The organism is Amycolatopsis sp. NPDC006125, from assembly GCF_040614195.1.
In the GTDB taxonomy this organism is placed as follows: Bacteria; Actinomycetota; Actinomycetes; order Mycobacteriales; family Pseudonocardiaceae; genus Amycolatopsis_E; species Amycolatopsis_E tucumanensis.
In genome coordinates this window covers 1-13,373 of sequence record NZ_JBEXTZ010000043.1, presented here as the reverse complement: position 1 = coordinate 13,373, position 13,373 = coordinate 1, and the positions used below count along the sequence as shown (strand labels likewise).

General features: G+C 71.0%; 15 protein-coding genes. 2 read left to right on the top strand and 13 right to left on the bottom strand.

Features of this window, described 5'->3' with window-relative positions:
• Window positions 1–206: 206 nt before the first annotated feature.
• The 11 genes from ABZ193_RS22300 to ABZ193_RS22250 all read right to left on the bottom strand — a co-directional run bounded on the left by ABZ193_RS22300 (window position 207) and on the right by ABZ193_RS22250 (window position 7,849).
• A complete protein-coding gene (locus ABZ193_RS22300) occupies window positions 207–1,010 on the bottom strand; it encodes an ESX secretion-associated protein EspG (protein WP_345069992.1) in 804 nt (267 codons plus the stop codon).
• Window positions 1,007–2,293 carry a glycine zipper domain-containing protein gene (locus ABZ193_RS22295; protein WP_354711312.1) on the bottom strand — a complete coding sequence of 429 codons (1,287 nt, stop codon included), beginning with the start codon at window positions 2,291–2,293 and terminating at the stop codon, window positions 1,007–1,009. Before ABZ193_RS22295 ends, ABZ193_RS22300 begins: the two co-directional genes overlap by 4 nt.
• 30 nt (window positions 2,294–2,323) lie before the next feature.
• Entirely contained in the window at window positions 2,324–2,899 is a 576-nt protein-coding gene (locus ABZ193_RS22290) for a DUF3558 domain-containing protein (protein WP_020423410.1), read from the bottom strand.
• A 2-nt stretch (window positions 2,900–2,901) separates the two neighbouring features.
• On the bottom strand, window positions 2,902–3,294 hold the full coding sequence (locus ABZ193_RS22285; protein WP_020423409.1) for a hypothetical protein: 393 nt from the start codon (window positions 3,292–3,294) through the stop codon (window positions 2,902–2,904).
• A 147-nt stretch (window positions 3,295–3,441) separates the two neighbouring features.
• Entirely contained in the window at window positions 3,442–3,900 is a 459-nt protein-coding gene (gene rplI / locus ABZ193_RS22280; protein WP_020423408.1) for a 50S ribosomal protein L9, read from the bottom strand.
• A gap of 14 nt (window positions 3,901–3,914) precedes the next feature.
• Window positions 3,915–4,163 (bottom strand): 30S ribosomal protein S18, encoded by a 249-nt coding sequence (rpsR, locus tag ABZ193_RS22275; RefSeq protein ID WP_020423407.1) that lies wholly within the window; start codon window positions 4,161–4,163, stop codon window positions 3,915–3,917.
• 35 nt (window positions 4,164–4,198) lie between these two features.
• Window positions 4,199–4,690: a single-stranded DNA-binding protein gene (locus ABZ193_RS22270; RefSeq protein ID WP_017985887.1), complete on the bottom strand. Its 492-nt coding sequence runs from the start codon at window positions 4,688–4,690 to the stop codon at window positions 4,199–4,201.
• A 12-nt stretch (window positions 4,691–4,702) separates the two neighbouring features.
• The gene (rpsF, locus tag ABZ193_RS22265) at window positions 4,703–5,026 is read right to left on the bottom strand and encodes a 30S ribosomal protein S6 (RefSeq protein ID WP_020423406.1); all 324 of its coding nucleotides are present in this window, start codon (window positions 5,024–5,026) and stop codon (window positions 4,703–4,705) included.
• Window positions 5,027–5,107: 81 nt separating this feature from the next.
• A complete protein-coding gene (locus tag ABZ193_RS22260; protein WP_354711310.1) occupies window positions 5,108–6,025 on the bottom strand; it encodes a hypothetical protein in 918 nt (305 codons plus the stop codon).
• A gap of 71 nt (window positions 6,026–6,096) precedes the next feature.
• The gene (locus ABZ193_RS22255; protein WP_020423404.1) at window positions 6,097–6,921 is read right to left on the bottom strand and encodes a hypothetical protein; all 825 of its coding nucleotides are present in this window, start codon (window positions 6,919–6,921) and stop codon (window positions 6,097–6,099) included.
• 109 nt (window positions 6,922–7,030) lie between these two features.
• Entirely contained in the window at window positions 7,031–7,849 is an 819-nt protein-coding gene (locus tag ABZ193_RS22250) for a hypothetical protein (RefSeq protein WP_354711309.1), read from the bottom strand.
• A 96-nt stretch (window positions 7,850–7,945) separates the two neighbouring features.
• On the opposite strand from ABZ193_RS22250, the gene ABZ193_RS22245 reads away from it, so the two are divergent.
• Both ABZ193_RS22245 and ABZ193_RS22240 read left to right on the top strand, forming a co-directional pair.
• Window positions 7,946–8,719 carry a deoxyribonuclease IV gene (locus ABZ193_RS22245; RefSeq protein WP_354711308.1) on the top strand — a complete coding sequence of 258 codons (774 nt, stop codon included), beginning with the start codon at window positions 7,946–7,948 and terminating at the stop codon, window positions 8,717–8,719.
• 44 nt (window positions 8,720–8,763) lie between these two features.
• The gene (locus tag ABZ193_RS22240; protein ID WP_354711307.1) at window positions 8,764–9,381 is read left to right on the top strand and encodes an HNH endonuclease; all 618 of its coding nucleotides are present in this window, start codon (window positions 8,764–8,766) and stop codon (window positions 9,379–9,381) included.
• A 2-nt stretch (window positions 9,382–9,383) separates the two neighbouring features.
• Here ABZ193_RS22240 and ABZ193_RS22235 read toward each other — a convergent pair whose 3' ends face one another.
• Together ABZ193_RS22235 and ABZ193_RS22230 are read right to left on the bottom strand one after the other, a co-directional pair.
• Window positions 9,384–10,931: a glycosyltransferase 87 family protein gene (locus ABZ193_RS22235; protein ID WP_354711306.1), complete on the bottom strand. Its 1,548-nt coding sequence runs from the start codon at window positions 10,929–10,931 to the stop codon at window positions 9,384–9,386.
• Between the two features lie 36 nt (window positions 10,932–10,967).
• On the bottom strand, window positions 10,968–13,271 hold the full coding sequence (locus ABZ193_RS22230; RefSeq protein ID WP_354711305.1) for a transglycosylase domain-containing protein: 2,304 nt from the start codon (window positions 13,269–13,271) through the stop codon (window positions 10,968–10,970).
• Between the last annotated feature and the right edge of the window lie 102 nt (window positions 13,272–13,373).

The window sequence follows — 13,373 nt, the reverse complement described above, 5'->3', positions numbered from 1 at the left end:
GCTGGGGGCAACTCCGGGGACCGTCAGGAAAACCGCAGGTCAAACCCTGTGGGTAACCTGTGGAGAACTCCGGTGAAAAAACTTCGGCGTGTCGCCGGGAAGCCGATCTTCGGCGTGTCGCGGCCGAGTGCAGGCCTCGACCTGTGGATGAGCCTACGCACAGTAGAAGACCCCCCACTCGTCCGAGTGGGGGTCCGGCGGGCCGATCAGCCCAGAGATCGAATCGCGTTGTGTAGTCGTTCACCGATCGCTTGCGGGGTGCCGGGAGTCAGCACGATCAACGACTCGCCGGTGCCCGGCCGCTCCTCCATCAGCCAGCGGCCCTCGGCCGTGTCGATGAAGTTCAGCGCGCGGTCGCACCGCTTGCGCGTGCCGGCCCGGGTGCGGGCGGCGGCGTACAGACTGCCGGCCGCGACCCGCGGCGCCTCGAGGATGCGCTTGATCTCCTTGCCAGGGTCGGCCACCGTCCGGCCGCCACCGCGCATGATCGACACGTCCTCCCCGGACGAGCGGCGGCCACCGCCGTAGACCTCGCTCTTCGGCGCCACGATCGGGCTGCTGCCACCCGGCGGCACCCGGGGGATCTGGTCCAGGAACGCCGGGAGCAGCTGGTCCGGACGCTGCGGCCGCATCACCACGACGTCTTCCTTGATGTGCCGGGCGAGGACGAACCCGCCACCGGGGCCGCTGCCCGCGAGCACCGCGAAGTTCTGCGGCGCGTCGTCCGGGAACGAGCCCTCGAACCAGCCGTAGAACTCCACACCGGGTCGCGCGATCGACTCGATCATCGCGGCGAACTCGCGGTCCATGCCCCGCGGCCCCATCAGGCCGTGGTGTGTCAGCACCGCGTTGACCTGCTGGTCGACGATCCGCTGGGCGGTCTCGTCGTACCAGGTCGGGGTGGGCGACAGCGTGTTGTGCGGCTCCGCACCCCGGCGCTGCAGCAGGTTGAGCAGCGTCGGGGTGGTGATCGTCAGCGGCCGGTTCACCGGCATGGTCCCGGGCCTCATTCGCCGATGACGGGCGGAGCCGTCAGCTCGTCGGTACCGAACAGCTCGTTCGGATCGTCACCCACCATGTACTTGTTCTCGTGCTCTTCGTCTTCCTCGCCGTTGCCGTGACCGCCGCGTCCGCCCATGCCCGGCGCCCCGGCCATGCCCGCGCGGCCCGCGCCACGGCCGGATCGCCCGCCCGCACCACCGGCGCCCGCGCCGCCGGGCCCGGCGCCCGTGCCTGCGGTCGCGCCCGTGCCGATGCCGGCTCCCGGCCCGAACCCGGCGCCGAATCCGGAGGCGCCGACGCCACCGCCACCCGCACCAGCGCCACCGCCGATGCCGGCTCCGGCGCCGCCACCGGGACCGAACCCGCTGGTGGAGGACGGCGTGTAGCCCGCCGCCGTGGTCCCGTCGAAGGCCGGGTTGTACCCACCCGAACCGGTGCCCGGCGTGAAGCCGGCGGGGGTCGGGGTCTTCGGCACGGTGGCCGACGGGTTGGTCGAGTTGAACTGCGGCAGGTCACCGGTGCTGGCCGGCTTGAAGTCGCCGGGCATGCCCGACGCGCTGGGCATGTTGCCGGCGCCGCCGACCCCGCCGGGCACCCCGCCCGGGACGCCGCCGCCGGAGAAGACGTTGCCCTGCCACGCCGTGTACTGCGGCATCCCGCCCGCGTTGTTCATGCTGGCCTGGTAGTAGGCGTTGAACGCGTCGACGTTCGCCTTGCCGCGCTGGTTGTACTGCTCGATCTGCTCGTCGACGTCCGACATCGGGTTGATGCCGTCCAGGAAGTTGCCATCCGGCGGCTGCGCCGGCACCTCCTGCACCTTGGACTTCACGGTGTCGAAGGCCGCGGCCTGGTCGTTGAGGTAGGTGTGGCTCTTGCCGAGGTTCGTGGCCGAGTCCTGCAGCCAGATGCCCAGCGGGTGCGCGCCGGCCTGCGCCTGACCGGAGGCCATGCCCTTCCAGGCGTTGTCCATCAGGTCGTTGATCTGCTGGATGAGCCGCCCGCGCTCCTCGTGCACGCTCTTCAGGCTGTTCGCCGCGTTGGCGCCCGTGACCAGCGAGGTCGCGTTGCCAGGGCTGATCTGCTCCCAGATCTGCCGCGCGTCGATGGTGCGGCCCGCGATGTTGGCCTCGTGGTGCTCCGCCTCGGGCGTGCTCATCAGGCCGACGAGACCGCCGACGACCGCGCCGACCCCGGCGCCGACCGCCGTGCCGACACCCGGGACGACCGATCCGACCGCCGCGCCGACGGCCGCGCCCGTGGCGACGCGCCCGACCGTGTAGTCGTCAACCATGGCTCCACCCCTCCTGCTGCCGAATCTGCATCACGCGTCCCCCTTCAGGTGCTGAACCATCGCGACGGCGACCTCTTCGACGATGGGACAAGGATTCGTGGCGTTGGGCCCGACGAGGATGCTCGACGTGACCCCGACCGCCAGCTGGTCGGTGACCCCGACCCACAGCGCGCACGAGCCGTTCGGCCGGAGGTCGGCGTTGTCCGCGTACACGGCCGGGTAGCCGGCGATGGTCGTCGGCTCGAAGTACTTCGACGCTCCCCTGGTGGCGTACACCCCGGTCAGGCCGTTCTCCTGCACCGCGAGCGGCGAGATGAAGATCTTGTTGGCGTCGTGCGCGGCCGACTGCCACTGGCACCGCGAACCGGTCTGGCCCGGGATGACCTCGCCCGGGGTGGCGAGCCCGATGGCGCTCGCCTGACCGTCCGACAGGCCCGCGCACGGGTTGCCGGTCAGCGCGTCGGCGGCCAACGGGGCCGGCACCCGCAGCGACGGGTCGATCGACGGGGCCGTGCTCGGTGCGGCGGCGGTGCCACCGCTCGACGAGCAGGCGGTGAGGAGTGCGGCGGCAGCCACGGTGGCGGCCGCCAGGCACGTGCGGATCATGCTCAGACTTCCCGGTACCGGCCCACCGACTGGTGCGTCTCGGCCTCTTGCTCTTCGACGATGCCCGCGGCCTTCTCCAGCGCCGCGATGTAGTTCTGGACGTAGTCGACCATCCGCTGGTGCTGGAGCAGGAGGGTCTCGCCGGAGGCCTTGGCCGCCTTGTTGATGAAGTCGCCGCTGGCGAACTCCTTGCCGGGGGGCGCGACGCGCGCGACCGCCTGCGCGTTCGCCAGGTCCGTCTGGAGGTCGTCGCGCAGCTCTTTCCACTTGCTGATCACGCCACGCACCTCGTCCGGGGAGAACTGGTACCCGCCAGGACTGCCGTTGCCGCCCACCTGGATCGGTGCCGGCGGCGGCACCTCCGTGAGCCGGTCGGTCGGCTTCTCACCGGTCATCGCCAGGAACCCCCTACGTTCTCGCCGGTCCGCGTTGATCGCCCGGATTGGATGCTAGCGCAGGCCACCCGGTTCCGGGCCCGAACAGGAAAAACCGGGCAGGTCCCGCGAGCTGCGGAAACCTGCCCGGTTCTCCGGTTCGACGACCTACTGGCCTGCCTTCACCTCGAGGCGGACCGAGGCCTGCACGTCGGGGTGCAGGCGCGCGTTCACCGAGTGCTTGCCGACGGTCTTGATGTGCCCGTCGGTCTCCAGGACGCGCTTGTCGAGCAGCGGGCCGCCCGCCGCCTTGATCGCGTTCGCGATGTCGGCGGTGGTGACCGAGCCGAACAGCTTCTTCGAGCCGGCGGCGGCCTTCGCGGTCAGCTCGACGGTGCCGAGACCCTCCAGCGCGGCCTTGACCTCACGAGCGTGGTCGAGGTCGCGGATGCGGCGGGACTCCTGCGCGCGTCGGATGGTCTGCACGTTCTTCTCGGCGCCCTTGGTGGCCTGGATGGCGTAGCCGCGGGGCAGCAGGAAGTTGCGCGCGTAGCCGTCCTTGACCTCGACGATGTCGCCGGGGCCGCCGAGGTTCGCCACGTCAGTGGTGAGGATGATCTTCGCCATGATGTGGTCCCTCCTCAGCGCGCGGTCGAGGTGTAGGGCAGCAGCGCCATCTCGCGGGAGTTCTTGACCGCGGTGGCGATGTCGCGCTGGTGCTGGCTGCAGTTGCCGGTCACCCGGCGGGCACGGATCTTGCCGCGGTCGGAGATGTACTTCCGCAGCAGGTTGGTGTCCTTGTAGTCGATGAGTTCCGGGTGGCCCTTCTGCTCGGCCTTGCAGAACACGCAGACCTTCTTCTTGGGCTTGCGGATGGGTGGCTTGGCCACGGTGATGCTCCTGGGAATTCAGTACGAGTGGTTGGTCAGAAGGGGGGCTCGTCGGCGAAACCGCCGCTGTCGCCCGCGGGCGGTGCGGAACCCCACGGGTCGTCGGCGGGGGCACCACCGCCGGTGTTCCCGCCGTAGCCGCCGCCACCGCCGCCGCTGCCGCGGCTGACCTTGTTCACCTTGGCGGTGGCGTAGCGCAGCGACGGACCGATCTCGTCGACCTCGAGCTCGACGACGGTCCGCTTCTCGCCTTCCTTGGTTTCGAACGACCGCTGCTTGAGGCGGCCCTGCACGACGACGCGGGCACCGCGCGTCAGGCTCTCCGCGACGTTCTCCGCCGCCTGCCGCCAGATGTTGCAGCGCAGGAACAGCGCCTCGCCGTCCTTCCACTCGCCGGACTGGCGGTCGAAGGTGCGCGGGGTGGACGCGACGGTGAAGTTCGCGACCGCGGCGCCGGACGGGGTGAACCGCAGCTCGGGGTCGGACGTCAGGTTGCCGACCACGGTGATGACGGTGTCTCCAGCCATGGGCTATCCGCCTCAGGCCTTCGCCGCGGCCTTGGCGGCCTTGCGCGGAACCGGCTTGCGGACGACCTTGGTGCGGAGCACGGTCTCCTGCAGCGACAGCTGCCGGTCGAGCTCCTTCACCGCGTCGGGCTCGCTGTTGAGGTCCAGCACGGCGTAGATGCCCTCGGCGTGCTTCTTGATCTCGTACGAGAGCCGGCGACGGCCCCACACGTCGACCTTCTCCACGCTTCCGCCGGACGTGCGGATCACGTTGAGGAACGTGTCCAGAGTCGGGGCGACCTTACGCTCGTCGAGCGTGGGGTCGAGGATGACCATCACCTCGTAATGGCGCGACACAACCACTCACCTCCTGTGGGCTTCACGGCCACGGGCTTTCCGTGGCAGGAGGGTTTGCCGGTTGTCGAGTGTACGTGGCGGCTACGACAGTTTGCGCAGCACCCAGGTCCGCACCAGCGCGGCGCTCACCCCGGCCAGCGCCACGACCGCCAGGAGCATCGGCAGCTGGACGTTGCCCGCGGCCGGCTCGCCGCCGATCGCGCTGGCGTTGCCCGCGTTGCGCACGTCCGCCTGGTCGCCGGCGGAGGTGGACTGGCCGCCCAGCACGCCGACCTGCGGCAGCGCCTGGTCGGGCAGCGTGGCCGAGGACGGGTAGAGCGCGCTCGGCGGCACCGCGACGCCGGCCACCCCGGGCACGGCGGCCGGGATGTTGCCGTAGTTGCGCGGCGGGGCGGTGGCCGATCCGGTGCCCGAGATGCCCGGGACGGTCGTGGCCGCCGGGGTGCCGGGCGCGGGTGCGGTCGTGCCGGGCTGCGAGGAGGGGAGGCCGGGCTGGGAGTAGTTGTTCGCGTAGGTGGTCAGCCCGCAGTTGCCCGTGACCTTGTTCGTGATCGCGTCGAGGGTCTTCTTCTGCTGGTCGGCGCCGATGCCGAGGCCGACGGCGTACGGGTCGCCCGCGTTCTTCAGCGTGGTCGCGACGGCGGTGGCGATCGCGTCGCCCGCGATGGTGCCGCTGGCCGCGTTCGCCGGGATCTGGCCGACGGTGATCGCGCCCGCCTTGCTGACCGTGTCCGCGACCTTCTGCGGGTCCACGCCGTTGAGGTGCAGGAACCACTCCTGCTCCTGCGCGCCTGCCTTGACCACGCCCGCGAGGTCCTTGCCCTGCACGGCGACGCTGTCGCTGAGGGCGCCGATCACGGTGCCGGTGCACGCTTGCGACAGCACGGTGCTCGCCGACGCGGTGCCCGCGGACAGGAGCGAACCGCCGGCGATGGCCGCGGCGACGGCGGTGACGGTGAGCGCTCTACGGGTGGTCTTCATCAGGCCGGTGTTGCGCACGAGCGCGGACCTCCAGTGATCGCAGGCGTGTGTCCCCGGAAGGGATTAACGACGAGCGGACCCAAAGGATACTAAGCGGTAGCTCCGCGTAAGACCCACGAGCGTACTAGTGCGGCACTGACACCCGATAGAGCGACAACGGCGATGAGCATTGGTAGCGCGACGTTGCCGCCGCGGTCCGAACCGCCCGGCAACGCCTCGGCCTGGCCCGCGTTCTGCACCGCCTGGCCGGACTGCGCGGGCTGGCCGAGCGCGCCGTACTGCGGCGCGTAACCCGGGATTTGGCTGCCGTAGCGCAGGCCTGGCGAGGGCGCCCACAACGCGGACACCGCGAACGGCAGGCCCGCGTAGTTGCGCATCGGCGCGTACGCGCTGCCCGAGCCGAACGGCAGGAGGCTGAAGGCCGACGGATCGCCGGCCAGCACGGGGCTGGTCGACCCGGGGATCGCGGCCGGCGCGGCGCCCTCGGTGCGGCCGGGCGTGACTCCCGGCGGGGTCTGCTGGTTGCCGCCGCCCGGTGGGGTCTGCGGCTGCGGCTGGCTCGCACCACCCCCGGTGAGGGCCTTGCCCGTCTGGTCGACCGTGCTGGTCAGGCCGTTGGTGGTGCCCGCGACCGCGCCGTTGACCGCGCTCGCCGCCGGCGCGCCGACGACCGGCAGCGGTTCGACGACCGTGTCCACGACCTTGACGGTGATCTGGCACAGCCCGCCGAGCAGGCCGCCGACGATCGAGGTCAGCCCGTCGGTGACGGTCTTCAGGCCGAGCGGGGTCTTGATGACGTCGCCGGGCTTGGCCGTCACGGTGTCGCCGCACTGTGCGCTGATCGTCTCCGCGCTCGCGGTCGCGGGCAGGGCGAGCGAGACCGATCCGGCCAGTGCGAAAGCGGCGGCGCCCACCGCGGCGGTCCTGCGTGTCCGACCCTGCATCTTCGTCCTCCAGCGCGTCGCTACTGGTTCCAACGAAGCTAGGGCAGGTGCGTGACGCCCGCACGCCGGAACGTGACCGTCAGGCGCGGCGCACCCAGGCGCGGGTCAGAGCGGCGGCCACGACCGCGAGCGCGAACACCGCGATGATCAGCGGTAACCGGGCCGGCGTCGTCGCCGACGGCATCGCCTCGGCGGTCCCGGAGTTCTGCGTGACCACCGGCGGCTCCGTCCCAGCCGGTGGGACGAGCCCGGGCGCGGTGGGCGGGACGACGCCGGGCCGGATCAGCGCCGACAGCGGCGGCGTCAGCGGGACGATCCCGGACCCGGCCACCAGGCCGCCGGTGACGAACGAGGCGGGCACGATCCCGCCGTCCGGGGCCGGGCCGCTGGGCGCCGGGGTCACGTCCTGGCCGGGCTGAGGCGCGCCGGGCGCGGGCTCGCCGGGTTCACCGGGCGCGGGTCGGCCGGGGGCGGGGTCGGACGGCGGGTCGAGCGGCTCGCCGGAGACCACGCTCTGCGTGGCCGCGGACAGGGTGTTCACCGTGCCCTGCACGCCGGGGCACAGCTGCTCGGCGGCCAGGTCGCCGACGACGGGCGCGTCCCCGACACCCAGCGCCTTCGTCAGGTCCGCGACCGGCAGCGCCAGCAGCGGGTCGCGCTGGTCCGGGCCGGTTGGGGCGGACTCGCTGCCGGTGCCGACGGTGAGCACACCGGGCTGGTCGAGCGGGGCGCCGACGTCGAGGGTGAGGGCATCGCCCGGCTCGTCCCGCAGGGTCGCCGCGCAGCTGCCGGCCAGCGCGGGATCGGCCTCCTCGGCGAACGCGCCCGGCGCGGCGAGCGTGGCCGACAGCGCCAGCACGAACCCGGCCACCCCGGCACGGCGCGCGGTCTTCCCCATGAGTCCCCCTCAGGTGTCACGGACCGCGCTCACGGTACTTCATAGCGTCCGCGAGGTTGGCGAGAACCGAGCCGATTCCGCCGGTAGCGTGGCCACATGCAGATCGGTGCGCACGTCCGTGACGACGACCCGCTGACCGCCGCGAAGGAACGCTCGGCCGACGTGGTGCAGTTCTTCCTGGCCGACCCGCAGGGCTGGAAGAAGCCCGTCGCGCAGCCGCCGCGGGCGGACATCGAGGCGGCCGGGGTGGAGGTGTTCATCCACTCCCCCTACATCGTCAACGTGGCCTCCCTGAACAACCGGATCCGCATCCCGTCGCGCAAGCTGGCCGCCCAGCACGCGGCCGCCGCGGCGGAGATCGGCGCGAAGGGCCTGATCGTGCACGGCGGTCACGTCGGCCGCGGCGAGGACGTGGCCGAGGGCCTGGCGAACTGGCGCAAGCTGTTCGAACGGCAGGCGGCCGACGGCGGTTTCGCGGTGCCGATCCTGATCGAGAACACGGCGGGCGGCGACGGCGCGATGACGCGGGAGATGGACGTGCTGGCGCGGCTGTGGGACGAGGTGGCCGAGTTCGGCGCCGGGTTCTGCCTGGACACCTGCCACGCGTTCGCCGCGGGCTGGGAGCTGGACGACGTGGTCGACAAGGTGCGGGCGATCACCGGCCGCATCGACCTGGTGCACCTGAACAACTCACGCGACGAGTTCGCCTCCGGCCGGGACCGCCACGCGAACGTGGTGCACGGCGGCGGCACGATCGACCCGGAGGCGCTGGTAGCCGTCGCGGCGGCCGCGGGAGCGCCCGTGGTGGTCGAAACCCCGGCCGACGGCCAGGCCGACGACATCGCCTACCTGCGGGAGAAGCTCGGCTGACCCCTGCCATGATCGCGACCGCTGTCGTGATCGAGGGGGAAGAAGTGAAGAAGTTTCCGATCGTGTTGGCCGTCGGTGTGTGCCTGGTGGCTTCCGCGTGTTCGTCCAAGGGGCGGACGCCGCTGGACGACGCACCCAGCCCCGCGGCCGCCTTGCAGCAGCTGGACACGCTGGTCGTGGCGCCCGAGGACGTCGAGCTGCGGTACTACAGCTCCGACTGGGCGCAGTTCAAGGCCGCGCCGGACATGAAGCAGGGTTGCAGCGTCCGGGACCGGGTCCTGCGGCGGCAGGGCACCGGGACGAAGGTCAAGGGGAGCTGCCGGATCACCGGCAAGTGGACCTCGCCCTACGACGGGCAGACCGTCAAGGTCGAATCGGGCATGGAGGTCGACCACGTGGTGGGCACCGCCGAGGCCAACCGGTCCGGCGTGCGCACCTGGTCGAAGGCCGACAAGGAGCGGTTCGGCAACGACGAGCGGTTCCTCGTCGCGGTGAGCAAGGGCAGCTACCAGCAGCGGAACGGCCAGGACCCGGCGCACTGGCTGCCCCGGGGCCACCGCTGCGAATACGCCGCGCTGTACGTGCAGGCCAAGGCCGCTTACCGGCTCACCGTCGACCAGGCCGAGAAGTCCGCATTGGCCGGCGTGCTGCGGGGCTGCTGATCTCAGACCGCGTGCCGGGCCCGGCGTCGCTGCAGCACCACCACGTCGCGGGCCCGGTCCAGCACCCCGCCTGCCGGGTCGTCGTCGCCCGCGGCGCGCACCAGGTCCTCGGCCGGGCGGTAGATCTCCCGCAGCACCAGCACGCACAGCCCGATCACGGCCAGGTCCCGCAGCGCGACGAACCCGAGGAACCAGTCCGGCGGCAGTCCCTTGTGGTCGGTGCCGAGGTAGTAGAACATCCGCGGCACCCACACCAGCGCGTCCAGCAGCATCCACCCGAGCAGCAGCCGCCACCGCGGGATCGCCAGCACCGCGAACGGCACCAGCCACAGCGAGTACTGCGGGCTCCACACCTTGTTGGTCAGCAGGAACGCGGCCACCACCAGGAAGCACAGCTGCGCCAGCCGCGGCCGCACCGGCGCGGACAGCCCGACGTAGGCGATCCCGGCGCAGCAGGCCAGGAACAGCGTGCCGCTGACGATGTTCAGCCAGGTCGGCGTCTGCCCGGCCGCGAGCGGGCCGTCGAAGCCGGCCCAGCCGGTGAAGTAGGAGATCACGTTGTAGATCGAGTCCGGGTCCATCCCGCGTTGCGCGTTGAGCCGGAAGAACTCCTGCCAGCCCGCGTTCAGCGTGAGCGCGATCGGCAGGTTCACGGCCAGCCAGGTCCCGACCGCGGTGCCCGCGGTGACCGCCCACGGGCGGAGCTTCCCGGCGCGGATGCACAGGATGAGCAGCGGTCCGAGCAGGAACAACGGGTACAGCTTCGCGGCCGCGCCGAGCCCGATCAGCAGCCCGGCGACCGCCGGTTTGCGCCGCGCCCATGCCAGCAGCCCGGTCGCGGCGAACGCGGTGGCCAGCGTGTCGAAGTTGGTGAACGCGTGCACCAGCACCAGCGGTGAGATCGCCGCCAGGCACGCGTCCCACGGTCTGCGGTTCGCGGTGCGGCCCACCGCCCACACCGTGACCAGCCAGGCCAGCGCGAGCCAGAACGCGGTGATGTTGAAGTAGATCGCCACCGGCAGCGCCCCGGGCAGCCACCCGGTGTCGGAGATCGCCTTCCACGCCTGCGTGATCTTCGCGTTCGCCCACTGGAACAGCCCGGTCAGCACCGGGTACTCCATGTACCGAACGTGCGCGTTCGGCGTGCCGGCGTCGTCGATCCAGCTCGTCCGGTACGGGAACGTGCCGGGCTGGTCCAGCCGCTCGGCGCTGAACAGCGGCACGACGTCGCTGTAGCACATCGCGACGTACGGCCGGCCGGACCGCCAGTCCAGCTGGGTCTGCCCGTTGTCGTCGACGTACTGCTGGATGCAGCTGGCCTTGCCGAACCAGCACAGCATCAGCGCCAGCGTGGCCAGCGCCAGCCCGACCCGCTGCGGCGTCCAGAACCAGTGCCGCCCGACGGCCGCGTGCTCGCCGAGCGGTCCGCCGATCGGTCTGCTCGCGGCCGCGACCAGCGGATCGGTCCGGGACGGCGCGACCCGCTGACCGGCGTCGAGTGACGCCGGCGCGGGTTCGGCCGAGGTGGTCTCGTCGGTCGGGCTGGACACCCGCGCGATGTTACGGCCTCCGGCGTGAGCCGGGGATCAGCCGTTGTCGCGGGTGTTCGTCGGCCCGAAGTCGTCGCCGCCGGGGAACGTGAAGGTCGGCGTGTTCCGGCTCCGGCTCGTCGACGGCTCCGTGGACTCCGAGGTCGGCGGCGTCGACGGCGGGGGCGACGACGGCGTGCTGGAGTTCGTCGTGCTCGGCCTGCTGGACGACGGCTTCGTCGAGGACGACGCGTCGTCGCCGGCGGTCGCGCTCTTGCCGATCGGCGACACCGTCGGGAACTTCTCGCTGGGCTTGCCCCTGAGGTAGTCGTTCAGGAACTGCTGCCACATCTTGGCCGGCAGCCCGGTCGACGAAACCGCGTTGCCGTTCTTGTCCCGCAGCGGCGTGTTCTTGTCACTGCCGACCCAGGACGCGACCGAGACCGACGGCGTGTAGCCGACCATCCACACCTGCGAGTTGTCCTTTTCCGACCCGGAGCCGTTGCCGGCGCTGGCGTCGTACTGCTGGGTACCGGTCTTGCCGGCGCACTCGTGGCCGCTCGGGCAGCTCAGCTTCGAGAACTCGATGACCGGCTTGAGCGCGTTGGTCACGTTGCCCGCGATCTGCTTGCTCTTGTTGGCGTCACCCTCGGCGAACGCCGGCTTCGGGTTGCTCGACGGCTGGTACACGATGTCGCCGCCCGGCGTGGTCACCTTCTGCACGAAGTGCCGGTCCAGGTAGGTGCCGTTGTCGGCGATCGTCGCGTAGCCGGACGCCATGTCCAGCGGCGACGCGGCGGTCGAACCACCGCCGAGCGCGATGTTGTTGTCGACGGCCTTCAGCGAGGTGACCCCGGCCTCCTTCGCCGCTTCGGCGACGGCCTGCGGACCGGTCACGTTGGCGACCATGTCGAAGAACACGGTGTTGGTCGAGCGCATCGTCGCCTCGGCGACCGTGCACTCCTTCGAGCAGCTGTTGGACGCACCCGCGTTGTTGATGTAGCGCGGGTTGCCGTTGGGCAGCACGCCGAACTGGCGGTGGGTGGTGCCGTCGAACGTCTCGCCGAGGCCCTTCCCCATCTTCAGGAACGCGACCAGGTCGAACGTCTTGAACGACGACCCCGGGTTGCGTGCCGTGTTGGCCCAGTCGATGTAGTCGGTCTTGTCGTTCGGGCCGCCGTAGTAGGCGATGACGCCGCGGGTCTTCGGGTCGACCGCGACCAGCGCCTTCTTCAGCTCCGCGGGCTGCCCCTGCATCACGTCGTTGACGGCCTTCTCGGCCAGCCGCTGCGCGTTGGGGTCGATCGTCGTGTAGACGTTGTAGCCGTTGGCCTGGATCTTCTCCTTGGAGTAGCCCGCGGCCTCCAGTTCGGCCTCCACCTGCGCCTGGATGAAGGCGTTGTTGCCGGTGATCGCCTGCGGCTTGGTCTGGTCCTTCGGCAGCGGCGTCGGGTACTGGGCGGACTGGCGGTCGGCCTGCGTGATCCAGTTGTACTTGAGCATCTGGTCCATCACGTAGTTCCAGCGCCACGTGGTGTACTCGGCGTTCTCCGACTTGCCGGGGCCCTGGATCATGCCGGCCAGCAGCGCCGCCTCGGACTGGGTCAGCTCGGCCGAGGTCTTGTTGAAGTACGCGTGCGCCGCCGCCTCGATGCCGTACGCGCCACGTCCGAAGTAGACGATGTTCAAGTAGGCCGTGATGATGTCCTCTTTGGACTGCGTCTGGTTCATCTTGAACGACTTGACCAGCTCGGTCGCCTTGCGGGTGAGCGTGGGCGCCTCGTTCTCGGTGGCCTTCTTGATGTACTGCTGCGAGATGGTCGAACCACCGCCGGAGCCGCCGGTCAGGTTGTTGTAGACCGCGCCGAGGATGCCCATCACGTCGAAGCCGTTGTTGGTCTCGAACGTCGCGTCCTCGGCCGCGTACACGGCGTGCTTGACGGTGTCCGGGATCTGGCCTGGCTTGAGGATCTGGCGGTTGCCGCTGTCCGGGATCTCCTTGCCCATGACGGAGCCGTCGCTGTAGTAGTAGGTCACCACCTGGTCCTGCTGGGCCAGGACCTCCTCCGGCGTCGGCACGTCGACCAGGAAGTAGGTGATCGTGAACGCGATCGCGGGCAGCACCACGAACACGCCGAAGAAGGCGTACAGGGTGCGCCGGATGATCTTCCAGCGCCGCTTCTTGCGCTGCTTCGGCGTCAGGGCCGCCTTGCCCTTCTTCCCCTTCCCGGTCTCCTCGGGCGCGTCGTCCTCGGGACCGGAGTCGTTCAGGGGCTCGTCGACGTAGTCGTCGTAGTCGTCGTGGTACCCGCCGGCGTGCAGCTCGGCGTGGGTGAGCAGGCCGGGCTCGGAGTCGCCCATGCCGGGACGGCGGCCGGCCGCGCCCGCGGCGGCACCGGCGACTGCACCATAAGGCGCTGGAACTGGGCGCCACGCACGCCTTCGCCTCGGCGGAGATCGGAA